Raw genomic sequence first — 22,187 nt, forward strand, 5'->3', positions numbered from 1 at the left:
GCCGCCCGGGAAGCCGACGGGCGCGGCCGGAGTTGTGCCCCGACGTGCGGAGGAGCGGGCGCCCCACGGTCTTCGACCGGTCGCACCGGCTGACCACCGCCGGTCTGCTCATGCTGATCACGTTCGTGGCCTTCGAGTCGATGGCGGTGGCGACGGCGATGCCGACCGCGGTCGGTGAGCTCGACGGTCTGGCGTGGTACGGCTGGCCGTTCAGCGCCTTCCTCGTCGCATCCGTGGTCGGCATGGTGCTGGGCGGAGACCTCGACGACCGCCGCGGGTCGCGCATCGCGCTGCTCGCCGGAGTGTCCACCTTCGCGGCCGGCCTGCTGCTCGCCGGGCTCTCCGGTCACATGGCCCTCTTCGTCGCCGCACGGGCGGTCCAGGGCGTCGGGGCCGGCATCATCGCCGTCTCCATGTACGTCGTCGCCGGACGGGCCTACCGCCCCGAGCTGCGCCCGAAGCTCTTCGCCGCCTTCTCCGCCGCCTGGGTGCTGCCCGCGCTGGTCGGCCCCCTGCTCGCCGGGCTCATCACCACGCACGTCGGCTGGCGCTGGGTGTTCCTCGGCATGCTTCCCCTGATCCTCCTCGGGCTGGCGCTGCTCCTGCCCGCCCTCCGGAGGTTCGGCGCGTCCGGGGACGGGGCCGCGCCCACGTCCGCCCGCCGGTGGTGGGCCCTCCTGGCCGGCGTCGGCATCGCCGCGCTGCAGTACGCGGGCCAGCGGCTGGACCTGTTCGCCGTCGGCATCGCCGTGGTGGGGGTGGCCGCCCTCGTGGCGGGCATCCGCCCGCTCGTCCCCGCGGGTGCCGCCCGGCTGCGACCGGGGCTGCCCGCGGTCATCGGCGCACGCGGCCTGCTGGCCGGCGCCTTCTTCGGCATGGACGCGTTGCTGCCCCTGTCGCTGACCCACCTGCACGGCTACGGGCCCACCGCGGCCGGCATCCCGCTGACCGCCGGGGCGCTCGGATGGGCGATCGCCTCCCAGCTGCAGGGGCGTCGGCCCGACGTCGCCCGCGTCGTGCTGCTGAGGCTCGGCTTCCTGCTCCTGGCGGCCGGGCTCGCGGGCACGGCGCTCGTCGTCGTCCCCGCGCTGGAGGGCTGGCCCACCTACCTGACCTGGGCCGTCGCCGGCCTCGGCATGGGTCTGGGCATGCCGAGCCTCAGCGTGCTTCTCCTGGAGCAGTCGCGGGAGGAGCGCCGCGGTGCCGACTCGGCCGCGTTCCAGATCGCCGACGTCACCATGTCCGCCGTGTGCGTCGGCGTTGTCGGGGTGCTCGTGGCCGCGGCGGCCGCCGGAGCGCTGACCTTCCCGACGGCGGTGCTGCTGGCCGTCGCCGTGCTCACCGCACCCGCCCTCGTGGGCGGGTGGCTGGCGCCCCGGGCCGGAGCACCCCGGGGCGCCCCGGCGTCCGCGTCTACGCTCGTTCCGGTGACCGAGCCTGCGAGGTCACGCGGAGACAGAGCATGACGGTCACAGGGCCGACGAGCGCCAGCGAGGAGAACCGTGTGAGCTATCTCGACCACGCGGCGACGACGCCGGTGCTGCCCGAGGTGCTGGCTGCGATGACCGAGCAGCTGGGCCGGGTCGGCAACGCCTCCTCGCTGCACGCCAGCGGCCGCGCCGCCCGTCGCGCCGCCGAGCAGTCCCGCGAGCGGCTCGCCGAGGCCGTGGGGGCCCGCCCGTCCGAGGTGCTCTTCACCGGCGGTGGCACCGAGAGCGACAACCTGGCCGTCAAGGGGCTGTTCTGGGCCCGCCGGCAGGCCGACTCCCGCCGCCGGCGGATCGTGGTCAGCCCCGCCGAGCACCACGCCGTCCTCGACAGCGTGGAGTGGCTGGCCAAGCACGACGGCGCGGAGATCACCTGGCTGCCGGTCGAGTCCACCGGCCGGGTGCTCCCGCACGCCCTGGCCGAGGCCCTCGGGGACGGCGAGGACGTCGCCCTCGCCAGCGTGATGTGGGCCAACAACGAGATCGGCACGGTCAGCGACATCCCGGCGCTGGCCGCCGTCGCGCGCGAGGTCGGCGTCCCGCTGCACACCGACGCGGTGCAGGCGGTGGGCCAGGTGCCGGTCGACTTCGAGGCGAGCGGGGTCGACGCGCTCACCATGACCGGGCACAAGCTGGGCGGCCCGATGGGTGCCGGCGTGCTGCTGCTGCGCCGCGACGCCGAGTGCACGCCGCTGCTGCACGGTGGCGGGCAGGAGCGCGACGTGCGGTCGGGCACGCTGGACGTCGCCGCGATCGTCGGACTGGCCGTCGCCACGGTCGCGGCCGTCGGCTCCCGCGAGGAACGCGCCGCCCGCCTGGCCGGGCTGCGGGACAGGCTGGTCGAGGGCGTGGTGGAGCAGGTCCCCGACGCCCAGCTGAACGGCGCCCCGCTCGGCGACCGGGTGGACGGCGGTCCGGGCCGGCTGCCGGGCAACGCGCACCTGTCGTTCCCCGGGGCCGAGGGCGACGCCCTGCTCATGCTGCTCGACGCCCGCGGCATCGAGTGCTCGACGGGTTCCGCGTGCAGCGCCGGGGTGGCCCGCCCCAGTCACGTCCTGCTGGCCACCGGCGCCGACGCCGACCGCGCCCGGAGCTCCCTGCGTTTCTCCCTGGGCCACACCTCGACCGGCGCCGACGTCGACGCGGTGCTCGACGTGATCGCCCCGGTGGTGGAGCGCGCCCGCCGCGCCGGCCTGGGACGGCGCTGACATGCGCGTGCTGGCCGCCATGAGCGGGGGAGTGGACTCGGCGGTGGCCGCTGCCCTGGCCGTGGACGCGGGGCACGACGTCACGGGCGTCCACCTGGCGCTCTCGCAGAACCGGCAGACGCTGCGCAGCGGATCGCGCGGCTGCTGCAGCGTCGAGGACTCCCACGACGCGCGGCGCGTGGCCGACGAACTGGGCATCCCGTTCTACGTCTGGGACCTCGCCGACCGGTTCACCGAGGACGTCGTCGACGACTTCGTGGCGGAGTACGCCGCCGGCCGCACGCCGAACCCGTGCCTGCGCTGCAACGAGAAGATCAAGTTCACCGCGGTGCTGGACCGGGCCCTGGGGCTGGGCTTCGACGCCGTCGTCACCGGTCACCACGCGCGGCTCGACGGCACGGAGCTGCGGCGTTCGGTCGACGCCGCCAAGGACCAGTCCTACGTGCTGGGCGTCCTCACGCCGGAGCAGCTGGCCGCGGCGATGTTCCCGCTCGGCGGGATGACCAAGGACCGGGTGCGCGAGATCGCGGCCGAGCGCGGCTTCGGCGTCGCGGCCAAGCCCGACTCGCACGACATCTGCTTCATCCCCGACGGCGACACCCGCGGGTTCCTCTCCCGGCGGCTGGGGAGCCAGCCCGGCCCGGTCGTCGACGCGGCCACCGGGCGACAGGTCGGCGAGCACGACGGGACGTACGGCTTCACCGTCGGGCAGCGCCGCGGTCTGGGCATCGCGGCGGGGGACCAGCGCCCCCGGTACGTCCTCGGCATCGAGCCGGTGACGCGCACGGTGACCGTCGGGACGGCCGACCTCGCCGGGGTGCCGGCCGTGCGCACCGGCGCGCCCACCTGGACCGGCCGTGCGCCGCAGCTGCCCTTCGCGGCCCAGGTGCAGGTGCGCGCCCACGGCGCACCGGTGGCCTGCCGCGTGCGCCCGGACGACGGCGGCGGCCTGCTGGTCGAGTTCGCCGACCAGCAGCGGGGCGTCGCCCCCGGGCAGTCCGCGGTGTTCTACGAGCCCGACCCGGACCGCGGGGACCGCGTCCTCGGGCAGGCGGCCGTGACGGCCGCGGTCGAGCGGGAGGCCGGCGTCCGCCGCTGACCGGTGCGCCCGGCCGCGGGCCCGGACCGGCGGACTAGCGTCGCCGTCGTGACCACCCCGACCGATCCCGCCCGCGGGGACGACGCCGCCGCCGACGCGACCCCGGTCCCGACCGCGTGGGGGCCGGCCACCGGCGTCGGCTCCCTGCCCGGCGCGGACCCGGCCGAGGCGCTCCGGCAGGTCGTGGGGGAGCTGCCCGACTTCGCCCACCTGCCGGAGCTGCCCGCCCGGGGCCCGGGCGCCGACCTGATCGGCCGCAGCGCCGCCCTGCTGGTCGACCTCGCGTTCGACCTGACGCCCGCCGGCTGGCGGCTGGTCCCCCGCGCCGGGATCGACCAGCGGCGCGCGGAGGAGCTCCTCGCGCGCGACCTCGACGCACTGCACGACGTCGCCGATCGCTGGACCGGCCCGTTCAAGGTGCAGGCCGCGGGCCCGTGGACGCTGGCCGCCGGTCTCGAGCGGACCCGGGGCGACCGGGCCGTCGTCGATGCCGGAGCCCGCCGCGACCTCGCGCAGTCACTGGCGGAAGGGCTCACCGCCCACGTCGCCGCCGTCGCCGCGCGGGTGCCCGGCGCCGCGGTCGTCGTCCAGCTCGACGAACCCTCGCTCCCCGCCGTCCTGCAGGGCGGGCTGCCGACGGTGAGCGGCTTCGGCAAGCTCGCGGCGATCGAGGCGGCCGTCGTCGAACAGGAGCTGGCCGACCTCGTCTCCCGACTGCCGGTCCCGGTCGTCGCGCACTGCTGCGCACCCCGGGCGCCGCTGGGACTGTTCCGTGCCGCGGGAGCAGCCGCCCTCTCCTTCGACCTCGGCCTCGTGCAGGACCTGGACGCCCTCGGCACCGCCGTCGAGGCGGGCACCCGGCTGTTCCCGGGAGTCGTCCCGGGCACGGACGCCACGCTGCCGACGGCGAAGGCGACGGCGTCCCGCGTGCAGGCGTGGTGGCGGGAACTGGGCTTCCCGGGCGACGACCTGGCCGGGGCGGTGACGCTCACCCCGTCCTGCGGCCTGGCCGGCGCGACACCGGCGTACGCACGCGCGGCCATGGCGCACGTCCGCGAGGCCGCGAGGTACCTCCTCCCCGGGTGAGCCACGACCGGGGGAACCCCGGTTGACCGTCGTACCCCCCGGATACCGTTCGCCCGTGACAACGGATGCCACCGACATGGATGCCCCCGCGGTAGGCGCCGCCGTCGACCGCCAGGACGTCACCGAGGTCCCCGACGACGCCCGCACCCGGCACCGCGACCTGGCCGAGGAGCTGGACCGGTACGCCTTCGCCTACTACGTGCGCGACGAGCCGCTGGTCAGCGACGGTCAGTACGACGAGCTGATGGCGGAGCTGAAGGCCGTCGAGGCGGCCCACCCGGCGCTGGTCACCCCGGACTCACCCAGCCAGAAGGTCAACGGCGGGTTCACCGCGACGTTCGCGCCCGTGCAGCACCTCGAACGCATGCAGAGCCTGGACAACGCCTTCTCCGGCGACGAGCTCTCCGCGTGGGCCGCCCGCGTGGAGCGCGAGGGCGCGGCCGGGGCGAGCTACCTGTGCGAGCTGAAGGTCGACGGCGTCGCCGTCGCCATCGTCTACGAGCAGGGCCGCATGGTCCGGGCAGCCACCCGGGGCGACGGGACGACCGGCGAGGACGTCACCGCGAACGTCCGCACGATGGCGAACGTCCCCCAGCAGCTGACCGGCGACGCCGTCCCGGAACTGCTCGAGGTGCGCGGCGAGATCTACTTCCCGGTGGCCGCCTTCGCCGACGTCAACGCCGGCATGGTGGAGCAGGGCAAGGCGCCGTTCGCCAATCCCCGCAACGCCGCGGCCGGCTCCCTCCGGCAAAAGGACCCGAAGGTCACCGCCTCCCGGCCGCTGCGCCTGGTGGTGCACGGCGTCGGGGCGCACCGCGGCTTCGACGCCGACCGCCAGTCGGTGGCCTACGCACGGCTGCGCGACCTCGGCCTCCCGGTGAGCGACCGGTACCGGGTGGTCGACGACCTCGAGGCGGTGTGGGCGTTCATCGAGCAGACCAAGGAGCAGCGGCACTCGGTCGAGCACGAGATCGACGGCGTCGTCGTCAAGGTCGACCAGTACGCCCTGCAGCGCCGGCTCGGGTCGACCTCGCGTGCCCCCCGGTGGGCCATCGCCTTCAAGTACCCGCCGGAGGAGGCGACGACGAAGCTCCTCGACATCCGGGTGAACGTGGGCCGCACCGGACGGGTCACCCCGTTCGCCTACATGGAGCCGGTCAAGGTCGCCGGGTCCACCGTGCAGCTGGCCACGCTGCACAACGCGAGCGAGGTCCGGCGCAAGGGCGTGCTGATCGGCGACACGGTGGTCATCCGCAAGGCCGGCGACGTCATCCCCGAGGTGCTCGGCCCGGTGGTCGCCGCGCGCACCGGCGACGAGCGCGAGTTCGTCATGCCCACGCACTGCCCCGAGTGCGGCACGGAGCTGCGTCCGGAGAAGGAGGGCGACGCCGACATCCGCTGCCCCAACGCCCGGTCGTGCCCCGCACAGCTGCGGGAGCGGGTGTTCCACGTCGCGGGCCGCGGCGCCTTCGACATCGAGAACCTGGGCTACGAGGCCGCGACGGCGCTGCTGCAGAGCGGGCTGCTGCAGGACGAGGGCGACGTCTTCTTCCTCGACGCCGAGCAGCTGCAGCGGTCGGGGTTCTTCACGAAGAAGGACGGCACCCTGTCGGCGAACGGGAGCAAGCTGCTCGCCAACCTGCAGAGCCGCAAGGACGTCCCGCTGTGGCGGGTGCTCGTGGCGCTGTCCATCCGGCACGTGGGCCCGACGGCCGCGCAGGCGCTGGCCCGCGACTTCCGGTCGCTGGACCGGATCCGGGATGCGTCGGAGGAGGAGCTCGCGGCCGCCGACGGGGTCGGCCCCACCATCGCGCGCTCGGTGCGGGACTGGTTCGACGTCGACTGGCACCGCGACGTGGTCGAGAAGTGGCGCCAGGCGGGCGTCCGCATGGTGGACGAGGGCAGCGACGCAGGCCCGGGGCCGCTGACCGGCGTCACCGTGGTCGTCACCGGGTCGCTGCGCGACCACAGCCGGGACCAGGCGATCGCCGCCATCCAGGAGCGGGGTGGCAAGGTCACCGGCTCGGTCTCGAAGAAGACCGGCTTCGTCGTGGTGGGTGCGGACCCGGGCAGCAAGTACGACAAGGCCGTGCAGGTGAAGGCGCCGATCCTCGACGACGACGGCTTCGCGGTGCTCCTGGCCGACGGCCCCGAGGCCGCGCATGCCGTCGCCACGATCGGCGACGGGAGCGACCCCGGGGCCTGAGCGGTCACCCGTCCATCGCGGCGAGCAGGCCCGCGCGGTCCGGCCCCGGCATCGGGTACCGCGGGGCGCCCGCCCCCAGCGCCATGATCCGTCCGGCCACGGCCGGGTCGGCGAAGAGCTGGCCCGGGGTCGCCAGCAGGGAGCCGATGCTCGTGCCCATCCGGACGGCGTCGGTGTCCACCGCGGCAGCCGCCGTCAGGGCCCGCGTCATCGCCCACCCCGGGTCGTCGGTCTCGTAGGGGACCCCGCTGAGATCCCCGGCCAGCTCCGCCAGACGGTGCCGGTCGGAGGCCACCGTCATGCGGTGCAGCGGTTCGACCTCCGCCGCCGTGACCTCGTCGAAACGGCGGGCGAGCTTCTCCGCGTCCACCGGGTCCACCTCGCGCAGCAGCTGCTGGAGGACCCGCGCGTGCACCAGGCCGATCGACAGCCCCCGGCCCAGCGCCGGATTGGTGGTTCCCCAGGCGTCGCCGACCGCGACGAGGCCCGTGGCGACGGGGTCGCCGTCGACGACCAGCCGCAGGGAGCGGTCCTGCAGACCGGCGATCACGTCGACCCCGGTGATCGGCTCGGCCCCGTGCGTGGTCGACCCCCAGTGCGCGGCGAGGGGATAGCGGGCGAGCACCGACTGCCAGACGGCGGGATCCCGCAGTGCCCGCAGCCGCCGATCGGCCGAACTGGTGACGATCGCGACGGCCCAGGTGCCGTGGTCGGCCGGCAGCGTGAGCAGGGACAGGGAGTCGTAGTGCTGCAGCGGGCGGGTGAGGACGGCCGGTTGCCGGTCGGCCGGCGCGCGGAAGTGGCGGGCGTAGTAGACGAACCCTGCGGTGTCCCGTTCTCCCGCCGGCCGGCGCGCGCCGACCGCGGTCAGCCAGCTCCCCAGGCGGGACCTGCCGCCGGTGCAGTCGACGACCAGGTCGGCCGGGACCGTCCCGCCGTCGGTCAGCCGCACGCCGGTGACGTGCGGCACCCCCGGCAGCTCGCCGGTCCCGGTGGACACACCGGCGACGCCGGCCCCGCGTCGGACCGTCAGGCCGGCCGTCCGCCCGGCCACCGCGGCGACCGCCGCCTCCAGCACCGGCCGCCGGGCCGTCACCGTGTCGAACTGCCGGTCGCTGTCCCGCAGCGGCCCGCGCACCCGCTCCGGCAGCATCGCGATCAGGTTGAGCGGCCGCCCGCCCGACGCCACGAGCTCGTCGACGACCTCGGGCAGCGCCTCCTCCATCTCCCGGTGCCACCGGGGCAGCACGAGGTGCGGGTGCCGGAACTGGCTCACCCCCGGTCGCTGCCACGCCGTCCAGACCGCGTCTCCCGGAGGAGCAGGGTCGCGCTCCAGGACCGTGACCCGGTTCCCGTCCCTCGCCAGCAGCATCGCCGTGGTCAGGCCGGTCATGCCGGCGCCGAGCACCACCACTGTCGCCATCTCGCGTCCCCTTCCTCGTGACTGATGCCGGGAGGGTGGCGGCGGCGGGTGCCCGGTCTCCAGACCGGACGCTGGTCGATCGGTGCTCAGTTCCTGCCCGCACCCGGCGGCGGGCGATCCTCGGGCAGGGTGATCGCGCCGATCTCCGCGGCCCACAGCAGCTCGGTCAGCTCGGCGAGGGCGGTGGCCAGGTGCCTCCGGTAGGTGCTGAACGGCAGTCCGAGCACCTCGGCCGCCGTCTCCTGGGTCGGTGCCGGCCGGACGAAGGTGCGGTCCAGCACCCGCCGCAGCTCCGCTCCGCGCGGCTGCCCGGCCAGGGCGGCGATTCCCCGCTCCAGGGCCGAGCGCAGCCGGACGGGGCTCGGTCCGTCGGGGCCGACCGCCAGCCGGGAGCCGAAGAGCGGGCCGGAGCCGAGCCGGTCGTCGCGGTGCAGGTCGCGCAGCGCCGTGCGGACAGCCGTGGCGAAGGCGTCGCGACCGAGCGGCGCGGGCCGCAGGAGGTGGGCCGGCGGCGGACCGGAGGCGCCGGTCCGCTCCCGGTCGTTCATCATCTCCATCCAGCTGTCCACGGGCAGTCGTCGCCAGTCCATCCCGTAGAGGACGGGCGGCCGCGCGCCGACCGGGACCTCGCTGATCCGGCTCATGCCCAGGTAGTCGAAGAACGGGGCCCAGAACTCCGGGTCCGTCGTCGCCGTGAACGACCACGCGAGCGGCCGGGTGAGCCAGGTGGTCAGCGCCACCACCGACGCCACGAGCGTGGCGTAGACGTCGCGCTCGTGCTCCTGGGTGCCACCCATGAACCGGATGACGTGGATCTCCTCGCCCGGCCGGGCGGGACCGCTCCGCTCGACGTGCTCGAGCGCCGCGCGCACGGCCGGGTCGCTGCGCTCGAGGGGTGATCCGGTGGGCAGCAGCAGACTGAGTGCGAACGCGGACAAGCCGTCCGACTGCCGGACGACCTGCAGGGCCTCCGGCGCGTCGCGCAGCCAGCCGCGGGCCAGATCGGCGTCGCCCGGGCCGAGGAACCGCTCGATGATCGCCAGCACGGCCGGGTGGTCGGCAGGGGAGCCCGCGGCGACGGCGGCCGATCCGCGACTGCGCAGTGTCCCGAGCGTGCTGGTCAGCGGGCTGTGCCGGTGCAGGAAGAGGAGTTGCTGTGCCGGGTGCTGCCGGTCGGGGCCGACGTCGGACCGGATCTCGGCCACGACACGGTCGTGCACGATGCGGTGCAGTCGCTGCTGCCGCTCGGGGGACCGCCGTTCGAGCTCCGCCGTCAGCACGTCGCGGGCGAGGTCGTGGAGGACCAGGCCGCGCGCACCCCGGGCGACGAAGGGCTGGCGGGCCAGCCAGTCCCAGACCCGAGGGGCGGCGTCGCCGACGGTGGCACCGAGCAGGTCCTCCGTCGTCGACCACGCCACCGTGCACGTCGCCAGGCCCGTCGCGTGCACCTCGTCCGGGACCTGGCTCACGACGCACTCGAGCAGCGCGGACACCAGGTCCGGAGCATCAGCGAGCACCTCGGGGAGCGGCCCGTCGGCGGCCGCCTCCGCGAGCAGGGCGAGGGCGAGCGGGTGCCCCCGGGACAGCGCCACCAGGGCGGCCCGCCGCTCGCCGGGCACCCCGGCGCGGAGGAGCAGCTCGGCGCTCTCGGCCGCGGTCAGGCCGTCGAGCCGGACCGCCGTGCCGAGTTCGGACCACCCGGGCAGTCGTCGCCAGGCGGGATCGGGGACGTCCCGGCCGGCCAGCACCGCCACCGCGTCGTCCGGGAGCTCGCGCAGCAGCTCCCGCCGCAGCCACGCGTCGGCGGCGGTCAGCTGCTCGTAGTGGTCCACGAGCAGGGCCAGCCCGCGCAGGGCGTCGAGCGGCAGCGACGGGTCGGACAGCGCCTGGCCCAGGGCGGCCCGGATCCCGTCGGGGGAGGGGTCGACCTCGCGGCCGTCGATCAGCACGGCGGGCCGGCCGGCCCTGGTGGCGTCCGCGCGGAACCGGCCCAGCAGGGTGGACTTGCCGATGCCACCGACCCCGTGGACCAGGAACAGCCGGCGGGGCGAGCGTCCGGCCAGCGCGTCGGAGAACGCGGCCAGCTCCCGGGCGCGGCCGACGAAGGCGCGGCTCCCCGCCGCGTCGAGCACATCGCCGAGTCGCATCGTCGCCACCCACTCGCTCGCGTCGCAGCGATTGCACCGCATCCCGGCCGGGAGCGGAACCGCCCGGCGCGGGGTCAGGCCGGGGGAAGCGATGCCACGGTGGTGGCGATACCCGTCAGGTGGGCGAGCCGGAGCAGCTCCGAACGGCGGAACGGGGGGCCGCCGGAACGGCCGAGCACGACCGCGCACCCGGGCCGGCCGTAGGGCGCGGCCATCATCTCGATGGCCATCTCCTGCCAGCGCTCGGGCACCCACGGGTCCTCGCTGGGCAGCAGGCAGGGACCGGTCAGCGGCATCCACGGCAGGGTGAGCCCGTCGAAGGTGGGCGCCGCGTCCGAGGCCGCCGACACCACCCAGGGCCGGCCGCCGTCCGTCGGGTCCTGAGCCGGGGACAGCACGGCGGCCCAGCCGCTGTGCAGGACGCGGGGCAGCTCCGCCGCGAGCAGCTTGGCCGAGGTGCCCTCGGCCGCGCGGGCCAGCCCGTCGAGCAGCTCCAGCTCCCGGTGGGTGTCCAGCGGCCCGGCGAAGGGGCGCAGCGACTCGACCGACACCCCGGGCACCGCCTGCGCCGCGGTGATCAGCCTGTCCGGCAGCCGGCCGGGTGGGAGGTCCACGACGACGTCGTCGACCGCCACCCCGTTGCCGCGCTCCAGGACGTCGAGGGACAGGATGTCGATCCCGGCGGTGCCGAGCGCCGTGGCGACGGCGCCCAGGATGCCGGGCCGGTCGGGTACCACCAGGCGCAGGAGATAGGACACGGCTTCCTCCGGGTCGTGGGCTTCCGGCCCCGTCCAGGGCCCGCCGCGAGCCTGCGGGCGGTGGGGAGGAGGGGGTCCTTGCTCGATCTCCGTCGATCGCGTCCGGTGCAGCCTCTCACGCCGGTTCCGCGGCGCAGGCCGGCGGAACCGCCCACGTAGAGTGGCCCGGTCACGTACCCGGCCGAGACCCGAGCCGAGACAGCACGGCGAAGTGGAGTTCCACCCCAGCATGAGCACGCTCTCCCGCAAGGATGTCGCCCACCTGGCGCGCCTGGCCCGGCTGGCGGTGACCGACGAGGAGCTCGACCTCTTCGCCGGTCAGCTCGCCGCGGTGCTGGACGCCGTCGCCCAGGTCGGCAGGGCCGGCGTCGAGGACGTGCCCCCGACCACCCACGCGGTGCCCATGACCAACGTCTTCCGTGCCGACGTCGTCCGGCCCAGCCTCGCCCCCGAGGTCGTGCTCGCCGGAGCACCCGCAGCGGAGGACGGTCGCTTCCGCGTACCGCGCATCCTGGGGGAGGAGGCGTGAGCCGCGACCTGACCACGTCCGACGCGGCGACCCTGCAGGCCGTCCTGCTCGAGGGCGGCACGACCAGCGTCGAGCTGACGCAGGCGTACCTGGACCGCATCGCGGCCGAGGACGCGGAGCTCGGGTCCTACCTGCACGTCGACCCGGAGGCCGCCCTGGGCCGGGCCACCGCGATCGACGAGGCGGGCACGGCCGGCACCGGCCTGGCCGGCATCCCCGTCGCGCTCAAGGACGTCGTCGTCACCCAGGGGGTCCCGACCACCAGCGGCTCGCGGATCCTCGAGGGCTGGGAGCCGCCCTACGACGGCACGGTCGCCGCGCGCCTCAAGGCCGCCGACACCGTGCTCCTGGGCAAGACCAACATGGACGAGTTCGCCATGGGCTCCTCCACGGAGAACTCGGCCTATCGCGTCACCCGCAACCCCTGGGACCCCGAGCGGATCCCCGGTGGCTCCTCCGGCGGTTCGTCGGCGGCAGTCGCGGCCGGCCTGGCCCCGTGGGCGATCGGCACCGACACCGGCGGCTCCATCCGCCAGCCGGCGGCCCTGACCGGGCTGGTGGGGCACAAGCCGACCTACGGGTCGGTCTCCCGCTACGGGCTCATCGCCTTCTCCTCGAGCCTGGACCAGGCCGGCCCGATGGCCCGCACGGTCCTGGACGCCGCCCTGCTCCACGAGGCGATCGGCGGGCACGACCCGCTGGACTCCACGAGCATCGACGCCCCCGTGCCGGTGCTCGCCGAGTCGGCGCGCCGCGGCGCCGGGGGCGACCTCTCCGGACTGCGGGTCGGGATCGTCCGGGAACTGGGGGGCGAGGGGCACACCGACGGCTACGAGGAGGGCGTGCTGGCCCGCGTGGCCGAGGCCGTCGCGCTGCTGGAGGGGATGGGTGCGGAGGTCCGCGAGGTCTCCTGCCCCGCGTTCGACCTGGCGCTGCCGGCCTACTACCTGATCGCCCCGAGCGAGGCGTCGTCCAACCTCTCCCGGTTCGACGGCGTCCGGTACGGGCTCCGCGTTGGCGACGACGGCGACCGCGACCTCGACGAGGTCATGGCGCTCACCCGCGAGCAGGGCTTCGGCGCCGAGGTGAAGCGCCGGATCATCCTGGGCACCTACGCGCTGTCCAGCGGCTACTACGAGGCCTACTACGGCCAGGCGCAGAAGGTCCGCACGCTCATCTCGCGCGACTTCACGGCCGGTTTCGACCAGGTGGACGTCCTGGTCAGCCCCACGACGCCGACGGTCGCCTTCCCGCTCGGCTCGCGGGTCGACGACCCGGTGGCCATGTACGCCGCGGACCTCTGCACGCTGCCGGCCAGCCTGGCGGGGGTGCCGGCCATCTCGGTCCCGTGCGGGCTGTCCGACGGACTCCCCGTCGGGTTCCAGATCATGGCGCCGGCGCTGGCCGACGACCGCTGCTACCAGGTGGCCGCCGCGCTGGAGGCCGCGCAGGACGCCGCCCGCGGATCCCGTTTCCTCGACCAGCTGCCCCGCCGGGACGCCCAGCCGGCCGGTGGTGTCGCGTGAACGGCGCGCTCAAGGCCGCCTGGGGCCTCACCGCCTTCGTCATCGTGGCCGGGATCGTCGGCTGGATCGTCACCGGCCGCCCCGTCTTCGCCGTCTTCATCGTCCTGGGCGTCGTGACGGCCGTGGGTGCGGTGTTCGCCCTCCGCACCCCGCCGGACCGCCCCACCTCCGAGAAGGGCCCCACCCCGTGACCACCGACAAGCTGGTCGACTTCGACGAGGTCCTCACCCGCTACGAGCCGGTGATCGGCCTGGAGACCCACGTCGAGCTCGGCACCGCGTCGAAGATGTTCTGCGGCTGCTCGACGACCTTCGGTGCGGAGCCGAACACCCAGACCTGCCCGGTCTGCCTGGGCCTGCCCGGCTCGCTGCCGGTGGCCAACGAGATGGCGATCGAGTCGACGATCCGGATCGGCCTGGCGCTGGGCTGCCGGATCGCCACCTGGGCGCGGTTCTCGCGGAAGAACTACTTCTACCCGGACATCCCCAAGGGCTTCCAGACCACCCAGTACGACGAGCCGTTGTGCACCGCCGGGCACCTCGACGTCGAGGTCGACGGGGAGACCTACCGCGTGGAGGTCGAGCGGGTGCACCTGGAGGAGGACACCGGCAAGAACCTGCACGTCGGAGGGTCCACCGGGCGCATCCACGGCGCCGACCACTCGCTGATCGACTACAACCGCGCGGGCATTCCGCTGGTGGAGATCGTCACCCGGCCCATCCCGGGCGCCGGGGCGAAGGCCCCCGAGGTGGCCAAGGCCTACGTGACCGAGCTGCGCGAGATCCTGCTCGCCCTGGGGGTCTCCGAGGTCCGCATGGAGCAGGGGAACCTGCGCTGCGACGTGAACACCTCCCTCGCGCCGATCGGCAGCCTGGAGTGGGGCACCCGCACCGAGACCAAGAACGTGAACTCGCTCCGGTCGGTGGAGCGCGCCGTCCGGTTCGAGATGCGCCGCCAGGCCGCCGTCCTGGACACCGACGGGCGGGTGCTGCAGGAGACCCGGCACTTCCACGAGGACACGGGGACCACCTCGCCCGGTCGCAGCAAGGAGGAGGCCACCGACTACCGGTACTTCCCCGAGCCCGACCTCGTGCCCGTCGCTCCCGACGAGGAGTGGGTCGGCAAGCTGAAGGCCGGCCTGCCGGAGCTGCCCGCGGCCCGCCGGGCACGGCTCTCCGACGAGTGGGGGATCTCGCCGACCGAGATGGCCTGGCTGGTCAACGCTGGTGCCGTCGAGCTGGTCAGCGACACCGTGGCCGCCGGTGCCGCGCCCTCCGACGCCCGCAAGTGGTGGCTGGGTGAGCTCGCCCGGCGGGCGAACGACGCCGGCACGGAGCTGGCCGAGCTGGCCGTCACCCCACCGCAGGTCGCCGAGCTGATCGGCCTCATCTCCGCCGGCACCATCAACGACCAGCTGGCCCGGCAGGCGCTCGACGGCGTGCTGGCCGGCGAGGGGAGCCCCGCGCAGGTCGTGGAGGCCCGCGGGCTGGCCGTGATGGGCGAGTCCGACGAGCTCGTCGCCGCCGTCGACGCCGCGATCGAGGCCAACCCCGACGTCGCGGACAAGGTGCGCGGCGGCAAGGTGCAGGCCATCGGTGCCCTGGTCGGCGCGGTCATGAAGACCACCCGCGGCCAGGCCGACGCCGCCACCGTGAAGCGGATGCTCGAGGAGCGGCTCACCGTCTCCTGACACCGTGCTGGCTCGACCGGACCCCGGCATGGCCTCAGAAGGGGGCCGGTTCGTCGTGGTCGACCGGGTCGTCGGGTCCGGCGAGGCCGGGTGGTCGGGTGGTGCGGGTGACGCCGCTGGGTGTGGTGACGGTGAGGGTGCCGTCGTCGGTCATGGTGAAGGTCCAGCCGGTGGCGTGGGTCTTGAGCCGGTGGTGCCGGCGGCACAGGCAGCAGAGGTTCTCGCAGGCGGTGGCGCCGCCGTCGGCGTGGGCGAGGACGTGGTCCAGGTCGGCCCAGGCGGCCCGGTTGTGGCAGCCGGGGTGGCGGCAGGTGCGGTCACGGGTGGTGACGAAGCGTTCCTGGGCGGGGGTGTGCCGGTAGCGGTCGACCGGGGATGGGCGGTCCAGGACCGGGCAGTCGCAGGTCTCGGTGCCGTTCCTAGTGGCGCCGTCGGGGTGCTCGGGGCAGCCGCGGCGGGCCAGGCGCTCGAGTTCGGCGTGGGTGACGGTCGCCCGCAACCGGCCGCTGACCGGGTCGGTGAGGGCGAGGTGCAGGGCGCCGCCGGCCGGGGCCTGCAGACCACCCGGGCACAGGGCGTCGAGCTGTTCGAGCAGGTCGCGCAGGTGGGCGGCGGTGATCGGCTGCCCGTCCGCCTCCGCCGGTTCCGCCCGTCCGCACCCCCCGGCGCAGCCGTCGGCAGGCGTCTCCCCGGTGCCGGTGCGGTGGTCGGCAGGGAGGTGGCCGAAGGCGCAGGCGTCGTGGCCGGCCGCGCCCGTGCGCAGGGTGCCCAGCGGGGCCAGCACGGTGAGGGTGGCGGTGACCGGCGCGCGGCTGGTGTCCCAGGGGCGGGTGATGAGGTCGTAGAGCACGCCGACCCGCAGCTGCCCGATCCGGTGCTCGTCCCCGTCGGCCTTGGCCATCCGGGCGTAGCGATCCAGGGTCTGGTGGATCGTCGTCGCCATCGGATGCGGCAGGAACACCGACAGCTCGGCCATCCCGTCGGGCAGCGGGCGGACGGTGACGTCGGCGTCGCGGGTGGCCCGCTTCCGGCGCCGGTCGGCCGCGGCCGGGTCCAGGCGCAGCAGTTCGGTGCGGGCGGCGGCCTGCAACCCGCGGATGCTCAGCCGGTGCGCGCGGGGCAGCACCGCGGCCTCGACCTGGGCCAGCAGGCCGGGCTCGACCTCCCGGGCGGCGGCAGCCAGCTCAGCGGCCAGGGCCCGGGCCCGCGGCCAGTCCAGCCGGCCATCGGCCAGCGCCGCCCAGGTGGCGGTCAGCACACGGGTGAGCAGCAGGCAGTGCTCGGCCAGCGTGGTGGCCGCGGTGCGGGAGCAGTTGCCGATCATGGCCAGCTCGTCGGCGAAGAACTCGCTCACCCCCGGGACCTGCTCCCCGCCCGGGCCCGGCGCCCAGCCGGGGGAGGCGGCGCCGGGCTCCCCGGGTTGCCGGTCGGCGGCATCGGGGCGGCGCACGGCCAGTTCGGTGACCAGTTCCGCCCGGTAGGCGGCCAGCTGGGCCTCCAGCCGGGTGATCCGCTGCAGCTCGACCGCGATCGAGGAGTCCTCGCGGGAAGTCACCGGCAGCATCTCGCCCAGTCGGCTCGGTCGGGCCACCACCCCGGCCGGCAGCACGTCCGCCGGTGGCAGGTCGCCGCCCCAGGGCAGGGCGCCGACCGGGATGACCGTCATCCCGACCCCGAACCCACCGCCGTCGAACACATGATCGAGCGTAGGCGAGTGGTCCGACATTTCCGGTCCACGGTTGGGGTTGCGGGCGGCTCCGTCGCCGTCCGGCCCAGCGCGCTGCCGCGGTCAGAGCGGGGAGGTGCCGGCCGCGGACGGCGGCAGGATCCGGAGCACCCGGTCGTCGGCCTCGACCGGCGTGCCGATGCCGTCGCGGTTGGAGGTGGTGATCCACAGCGCGCCCTCGGGATCGGGGACGACCGTGCGCAGCCGGCCGTACTGCCCGACCAGGAACTCCTCCGGCTCGCCGACCACCGCGCCGGTGCCGTCGAGGGCGAAGGCGTGCACCCGCTGGCCGTCCAGCGTGCCGACGAAGATCGCGCCACCGGCCGCGGCGCACCCGCCCGGGCCGCCCTCCTCGGCGGGGATCTCGACCAGGGGTGGCACCACGGAGTAGTCGGCACCGGCGGTCACCAGGTCCACCGCATCCGGGCCCTGCGCGGCGTCGTCGGTCGCGTAGAGGGTCGTCGCGGGAGCGCTCTCCTCGCCGGGGGCGCCGGTGCCGCCGGACTGCACCGACTGGCACAGCGCCGTCACGTCGCGGTGGCCGACGGTGTGCACCGGTGTCCCGCCCACCGCGCGGCCGAAGACGTCGATGTGCAGGACCTTCCCCGCCAGCGAGTTCGGGTCACGGGCCAGCGCGGGGTCCCCGACGTCCCCGGTGCCGACGAACAGCGTGCCGTCGGGGGCGAACACCAGGCCGCCGCCGTTGTGCCGCTCGCCGCGGGGGATGCCGGTCAGCACCGGGTTCGGCGTGCCCCCGAGCGGGAAGCGCACCACCCGGTTGTCGGTCGCGGTGGACACGTAGGCGTAGAACAGGCCGTCCTCGAGGAACGTGGGCGAGACCGCCAGGCCGAGGAGGCCGCCGTCGCCGGACGGGTCGATCCCCGGGACCGTCATCAGCTCCCGGGCGGGGGAGCGGTCGGCGAACACCTGGACCAGCCGGCCGGTGTCGCGCTCACCGACCACCGCGCTCCCGTCCGGCAGCAGGACCAGCCCGGTCGGGACGGCCAGCCCGGAGGCGACCACGTTCGGGTCGCCGCCGTCCTCACCGGCCCCCGGCTGCGCGGGGTCGCGCGGCATCGGCGCGCTCGACGAGGGCGGGCCCACCTCCGGCGGGGCGCCCTCGGGCACCGGGCGGAACGGGCCGGCCGGTCGGTAGCCGTCGCTCCCGCACGCGGTGAGCAGGCCGACGGTCATCGCCGTGGCGATCAGCCGTGCCGCGGTCCGTCGTCCCACGACCACGACAGTACGTGCGCCGGACCCCCGGCCGCCTAGAGTCCGGGCGTGCCGCACCTGCCGCTCGGGGCCGACGAGATCCTGCACGTCCTCGTCCCGTCCCGGGCCGTCGGGACGGCCGTGGAGTCCGTCTCCCCCCGCGTCCGTGCCCACCGCGTCGACCCCGCGGACGGCCCACCGAGCGGGGACGCCGCCCTGGCCAGGATCTGGGTGCCGCGCGCGGGTGGGCCCGGGGCGCCGCCGGACGCCTTCGTGGGGCTGCCCCGCCTCGGCCTCGTCCAACTGCTCACGGCGGGGGCGGAGCGGTTCGTCGGCCGGCTCCCGGCGGGGGTCCTGCTCTGCAACGCCCGTGGCGCGCACACCCCGTCGACTGCGGAGTGGGCGGTCGCCGCGATGCTGGCCGCCCAGCGCGGCCTCCCGTTCTTCGTCCGCGAGCAGGGCGCCGGACGCTGGTCGCCCGGCACCCACCGCTCCCTGGTCGGCGCCCGCGTCCTGGTCGTCGGTGCCGGGGACATCGGCCGGGCGATCGGGCGGATGCTGGCCGGGTTCGACGTCGAGCTCGACTACGTCGGACGGACCGCCCGGGACGGCGTGCACGGGATGGCGGAGCTCCCCGGCCTGCTCCCGCACGCCGATGTCGTCGTCCTCGTCGTGCCCGTGACGCCCGAGACGACGGGCATGGTGGACGCCGGCTTCCTGGCCGCGATGGCCGACGACGCGCTGCTGGTCAACGCCGCCCGCGGCGTGGTCGTCGACACCGACGCCCTCCTCGCCGAGCTGTCCCGGGGCCGGCTCCGCGCGGCCCTGGACGTGACCGACCCCGAGCCGCTGCCCGAGGGGCACCCGCTCTGGTCGGCGCCGGGGCTGCTGCTCACCCCGCACGTCGGTGGCGCCGTCCCGCAGACCGCCGCCCGGGCGACGGCCGCGGTCACCGACCAGGTCGCGCGGGTGCTCGCCGGCGAGGAGCTGGCGAACGTCGTCGGCAGCTACTGAGCGGGCGGCGCCGGGACGGCGATCCGCCCGCCGGAGACCTCGGCCAGGCGGGGCAGGTCGCGGGCCCGCACGACGGGCAGCCGGATCTCCGTGGCCGACGTGGTCACCAGCCGCAGATCGCCGCGCGGGGCGACGCGGATCCCCGCGACGTCGTGCCAGGGGACGTGCCGCTGGCCGAACGTCGAGCGCGCGGTCACGCCCTCCTCGGAGACGTCCACCCCGACGCGGAGCACCCACAGCGCCACGGCGATCGGGATCAGCAGCAGGACGGGGGTCCAGCCGGCCGCGAAGGCCAGCGGCACGGTGCACAGCGCCAGCAGGGCGACCGGCACCAGCGCCGTCCGGTTCATCCGCAGGCGGGCAGGGGAGCTCACGGCGACCGATCCTCCCAGACGGCGTCCCCGGCCAGCCGTGCCAGCTTGGCCGCGCTGTCGCCGTCGGCGGCGGTGTAGACGACCAGCTGGAGGCCGGGGGCGTCCGCCGGCGTCAGCTGGTGGTGTTCCAGCACAAGCGTGCCCACCACCGGGTGCTCGAAGCGCCGTTCGGTGGAGCTGAACCGGTCGACGTCGTGGCTGGCCCACCCCTCGCCGAACGCCGGGCTGACCGACTGCAGCCGGGTGACCAGGTCGACCACGTCCGGATCGGCCAGCCGGGGGCCCACCTCGGCGCGGAACTGGGTGAGGAAGCGCCGGCTGTCGGTCGGCCAGTCGCCCAGCAGGTCGCGGACGGCCGGATCGGTGAAGACCACCCACAGCAGGTTCCGGTCCGCGGCCGGAACCGTCGCCACCCCCGGGTAGAGCCGCTCGTAGGCGCGGTTCCAGCCCACGATGGACCAGCTCGAGGTGATCGCGTAGGCGGGGGAGGAGCCCAGGGCGTCCATCAACCGCTGCAGGTGCACCGGCAGCGCCTCGACCGCGCCGGCCGGGAGCCCCCCGCCGTGACCGGACAGCCGCAACAGGTACTCGTGCTCGGCCGCCGAGAGCTGCAGGGTGCGGGCCAGTGCGTCCATCACCTGGCGCGACGGCCGGATGTCGCGACCCTGCTCGAGCCACGTGTACCAGGTGTGGCTCACGCCGGCGAGCAGCGCGACCTCCTCGCGGCGCAGCCCCGGCGTCCGGCGGTTGCCACCCGGGGCGAGGCCGACGGCCGCCGGGGTCAGCTGGCGACGGCGGGAGCCCAGGAACTCGGCCAGCTCGCGGCGGGCGGTGGCGGTCACGTCCTCGTCCTCCCGGTGGTGGTACCGGTACCAGTATCAGCCCGCCTCCGGCGGACCCGGCGAACGGGCCTAGCATTCCCTCCCGTGACGATCGGCGAGGACCTCATCCCGGGCAACGACTCCGCCAGCGCGACGCGCAGTCCGCTCAAGCCGCGCAGCTACGAGGTGACCGACGGGGACGCCAAGGCCCCGGCCCGCGCCATGCTGCGCGCGGTGGGCATGGGCGACGAGGACATGGTCAAGCCGCAGATCGGCGTCGCCTCGTCCTGGAACGAGATCACCCCCTGCAACCTGTCACTGGACCGGCTCGCGAAGCGCGCCAAGGACGGCGTCCGTGCCGCGGGCGGCTTCCCGATGGAGTTCGGCACCATCTCCGTCTCCGACGGCATCTCCATGGGTCACGAAGGCATGCGCGCCTCGCTGGTGTCCCGCGAGGTCATCGCCGACTCCGTGGAGACGGTCATGTTCGCCGAGCGGCTCGACGGCTCGGTCCTGCTGGCCGGCTGCGACAAGTCGCTGCCCGGGATGCTGATGGCCGCGGCCCGCCTCGACCTGGCCAGCGTCTTCCTCTACTCCGGCTCGACGATGCCGGGGAAGCTGGGCGATCGCGACCTCACCATCATCGACGTCTTCGAGGCCGTCGGCGCGTGCGCGCGCGGGCTGATCAGCCGTGACGAGCTGACCGCGATCGAGAAGGCAGCCTGCCCCGGTCAGGGGTCCTGCGGCGGCATGTACACGGCCAACACCATGGCCAGCGTCGCCGAGGCCCTGGGCATGGCCCTGCCCGGGAGCGCCGCCCCGCCGGCTCCCGACAGCCGCCGCGACGCCTTCGCCGTCGCCTCGGGCGAGGCGGTCGTGAACCTGCTCCGCCAGGGCATCACCGCGCGCCAGATCATGACGAGGAAGGCGTTCGAGAACGCGATCACCGTCGTCATGGCCCTGGGCGGGTCGACGAACGCCGTCCTGCACCTGATGGCGATCGCGCACGAGGCGCAGGTGGACCTCGAGCTGGAGGACTTCAACCGGATCGGGGACCGGACGCCGCTCCTGGCCGACGTCAAGCCCTTCGGCCGCTTCGTCATGACCGACGTCGACCGGATCGGCGGCGTCCCCGTCGTCCTGCGGGCGCTGCTCGACGCCGGGCTGCTGCACGGCGACGTGCTCACCGTGACCGGGAAGACCATGGCCGAGAACCTGGCCGAGATCGCCCCGCCGGACGCCGACGGCGCGATCATCCACGCGATGAAGGACCCGATCCACGCGACCGGTGGGCTCTCGATCCTCCGTGGGTCGCTGGCGCCCGACGGCGCGGTCGTGAAGTCGGCCGGGTTCGACTCGGCGACCTTCGAGGGCACCGCCCGGGTCTTCGACGGCGAGCAGGGCGCGATGGACGCCGTCACCGAGGGCACCCTCCGGCCCGGCGACGTCGTGGTCATCCGGTACGAGGGCCCCCGCGGCGGGCCGGGGATGCGCGAGATGCTGGCCGTGACCGGGGCGATCAAGGGGGCGGGGCTGGGCAAGGACGTCCTGCTGCTCACCGACGGCCGGTTCTCGGGCGGCACGACCGGTCTGTGCATCGGTCACGTCGCGCCGGAGGCCACCGACGGCGGCCCCATCGCCTTCGTCCGCGACGGGGACCCCATCCGGCTCGACCTCGCCGCGCGCACCCTCGACCTGCTGGTCGACGAGGCGGAACTCGCGCGCCGCCGGGAGGGCTGGGAGCCGCTCCCGCCCCGCTACACCACCGGGGTGCTGGGCAAGTACGCCAAGCTCGTCGGGTCCGCGGCCCAGGGCGCCATCTGCGGCTGAGCGCGGCCGGGGACCCGGTGACCGCACGTCACCGGGCTCCGGGAGGGCGTC

At 75.3% G+C, this 22,187-nt stretch carries 18 protein-coding genes; 11 read left to right on the forward strand and 7 right to left on the reverse strand.

Annotation, left to right across the window (positions count from 1 at the left end):
• Window positions 1-44: 44 nt before the first annotated feature.
• Genes BM142_RS08450 through ligA form a run of 5 tightly spaced genes read left to right on the forward strand, consistent with a single transcriptional unit; the run spans window position 45 to window position 7,086 of the window.
• Window positions 45-1,466 carry an MFS transporter gene (locus BM142_RS08450; RefSeq protein WP_254790668.1) on the forward strand — a complete coding sequence of 474 codons (1,422 nt, stop codon included), beginning with the start codon at window positions 45-47 and terminating at the stop codon, window positions 1,464-1,466.
• A gap of 38 nt (window positions 1,467-1,504) precedes the next feature.
• Window positions 1,505-2,695 carry a cysteine desulfurase family protein gene (locus BM142_RS08455; protein ID WP_092196332.1) on the forward strand — a complete coding sequence of 397 codons (1,191 nt, stop codon included), beginning with the start codon at window positions 1,505-1,507 and terminating at the stop codon, window positions 2,693-2,695.
• Window position 2,696: 1 nt separating this feature from the next.
• Window positions 2,697-3,794: a tRNA 2-thiouridine(34) synthase MnmA gene (mnmA, locus tag BM142_RS08460; protein ID WP_092196333.1), complete on the forward strand. Its 1,098-nt coding sequence runs from the start codon at window positions 2,697-2,699 to the stop codon at window positions 3,792-3,794.
• A 48-nt stretch (window positions 3,795-3,842) separates the two neighbouring features.
• Window positions 3,843-4,880 carry a methionine synthase gene (locus tag BM142_RS08465; RefSeq protein WP_092196471.1) on the forward strand — a complete coding sequence of 346 codons (1,038 nt, stop codon included), beginning with the start codon at window positions 3,843-3,845 and terminating at the stop codon, window positions 4,878-4,880.
• Window positions 4,881-4,935: 55 nt separating this feature from the next.
• Window positions 4,936-7,086, forward strand: a complete 2,151-nt coding sequence (gene ligA / locus BM142_RS08470; RefSeq protein ID WP_254790670.1) for an NAD-dependent DNA ligase LigA — start codon at window positions 4,936-4,938, stop codon at window positions 7,084-7,086.
• A 4-nt stretch (window positions 7,087-7,090) separates the two neighbouring features.
• Here the strand turns inward: ligA and BM142_RS08475 are convergent, their stop codons facing one another.
• The 3 genes from BM142_RS08475 to BM142_RS08485 form a co-directional block, all read right to left on the reverse strand.
• On the reverse strand, window positions 7,091-8,509 hold the full coding sequence (locus tag BM142_RS08475) for an FAD-dependent oxidoreductase (RefSeq protein WP_092196335.1): 1,419 nt from the start codon (window positions 8,507-8,509) through the stop codon (window positions 7,091-7,093).
• 86 nt (window positions 8,510-8,595) lie between these two features.
• Window positions 8,596-10,656, reverse strand: coding sequence for an AAA family ATPase (locus tag BM142_RS08480; RefSeq protein ID WP_217640642.1), 2,061 nt, complete (start codon window positions 10,654-10,656; stop codon window positions 8,596-8,598).
• 74 nt (window positions 10,657-10,730) lie between these two features.
• Window positions 10,731-11,414 (reverse strand): ACT domain-containing protein, encoded by a 684-nt coding sequence (locus BM142_RS08485; protein WP_092196337.1) that lies wholly within the window; start codon window positions 11,412-11,414, stop codon window positions 10,731-10,733.
• A gap of 229 nt (window positions 11,415-11,643) precedes the next feature.
• Here BM142_RS08485 and gatC point away from each other — a divergent pair, with 229 nt between their 5' ends.
• From gatC to gatB, 4 genes are read left to right on the forward strand one after another with little or no spacing between them, the layout of a single operon-like run.
• Window positions 11,644-11,943, forward strand: coding sequence for an Asp-tRNA(Asn)/Glu-tRNA(Gln) amidotransferase subunit GatC (gatC, locus tag BM142_RS08490; protein WP_092196472.1), 300 nt, complete (start codon window positions 11,644-11,646; stop codon window positions 11,941-11,943).
• The gene (gene gatA, locus BM142_RS08495; protein WP_092196338.1) at window positions 11,940-13,469 is read left to right on the forward strand and encodes an Asp-tRNA(Asn)/Glu-tRNA(Gln) amidotransferase subunit GatA; all 1,530 of its coding nucleotides are present in this window, start codon (window positions 11,940-11,942) and stop codon (window positions 13,467-13,469) included. The genes gatC and gatA overlap by 4 nt, the downstream gene beginning before the upstream one ends.
• Window positions 13,466-13,660 (forward strand): hypothetical protein, encoded by a 195-nt coding sequence (locus BM142_RS08500; RefSeq protein WP_092196339.1) that lies wholly within the window; start codon window positions 13,466-13,468, stop codon window positions 13,658-13,660. The genes gatA and BM142_RS08500 overlap by 4 nt, the downstream gene beginning before the upstream one ends.
• Window positions 13,657-15,159, forward strand: a complete 1,503-nt coding sequence (gene gatB, locus BM142_RS08505; protein WP_092196340.1) for an Asp-tRNA(Asn)/Glu-tRNA(Gln) amidotransferase subunit GatB — start codon at window positions 13,657-13,659, stop codon at window positions 15,157-15,159. Before BM142_RS08500 ends, gatB begins: the two co-directional genes overlap by 4 nt.
• Window positions 15,160-15,193: 34 nt before the next feature.
• Here the strand turns inward: gatB and BM142_RS08510 are convergent, their stop codons facing one another.
• Window positions 15,194-16,855, reverse strand: a complete 1,662-nt coding sequence (locus tag BM142_RS08510; protein ID WP_175527165.1) for an HNH endonuclease signature motif containing protein — start codon at window positions 16,853-16,855, stop codon at window positions 15,194-15,196.
• Between the two features lie 93 nt (window positions 16,856-16,948).
• Window positions 16,949-18,118, reverse strand: coding sequence for a PQQ-dependent sugar dehydrogenase (locus BM142_RS08515; RefSeq protein ID WP_254790671.1), 1,170 nt, complete (start codon window positions 18,116-18,118; stop codon window positions 16,949-16,951).
• A 48-nt stretch (window positions 18,119-18,166) separates the two neighbouring features.
• Between BM142_RS08515 and BM142_RS08520 the strand changes: the two genes are divergently transcribed.
• On the forward strand, window positions 18,167-19,111 hold the full coding sequence (locus BM142_RS08520; RefSeq protein ID WP_092196342.1) for a 2-hydroxyacid dehydrogenase: 945 nt from the start codon (window positions 18,167-18,169) through the stop codon (window positions 19,109-19,111).
• Here the strand turns inward: BM142_RS08520 and BM142_RS08525 are convergent.
• Together BM142_RS08525 and BM142_RS08530 are read right to left on the reverse strand one after the other, a co-directional pair.
• Window positions 19,105-19,485, reverse strand: a complete 381-nt coding sequence (locus BM142_RS08525) for a PH domain-containing protein (protein ID WP_254790672.1) — start codon at window positions 19,483-19,485, stop codon at window positions 19,105-19,107. The genes BM142_RS08520 and BM142_RS08525 overlap by 7 nt on opposite strands.
• Window positions 19,482-20,327, reverse strand: a complete 846-nt coding sequence (locus tag BM142_RS08530) for a helix-turn-helix transcriptional regulator (protein ID WP_092196343.1) — start codon at window positions 20,325-20,327, stop codon at window positions 19,482-19,484. The genes BM142_RS08525 and BM142_RS08530 overlap by 4 nt, the downstream gene beginning before the upstream one ends.
• Window positions 20,328-20,411: 84 nt before the next feature.
• Here BM142_RS08530 and ilvD point away from each other — a divergent pair, with 84 nt between their 5' ends.
• Entirely contained in the window at window positions 20,412-22,136 is a 1,725-nt protein-coding gene (ilvD, locus tag BM142_RS08535; protein WP_175527166.1) for a dihydroxy-acid dehydratase, read from the forward strand.
• Window positions 22,137-22,187 lie beyond the last annotated feature (51 nt).

The organism is Blastococcus tunisiensis (genome assembly GCF_900112815.1).
GTDB lineage: Bacteria > Actinomycetota > Actinomycetes > Mycobacteriales > Geodermatophilaceae > Blastococcus_B > Blastococcus_B tunisiensis.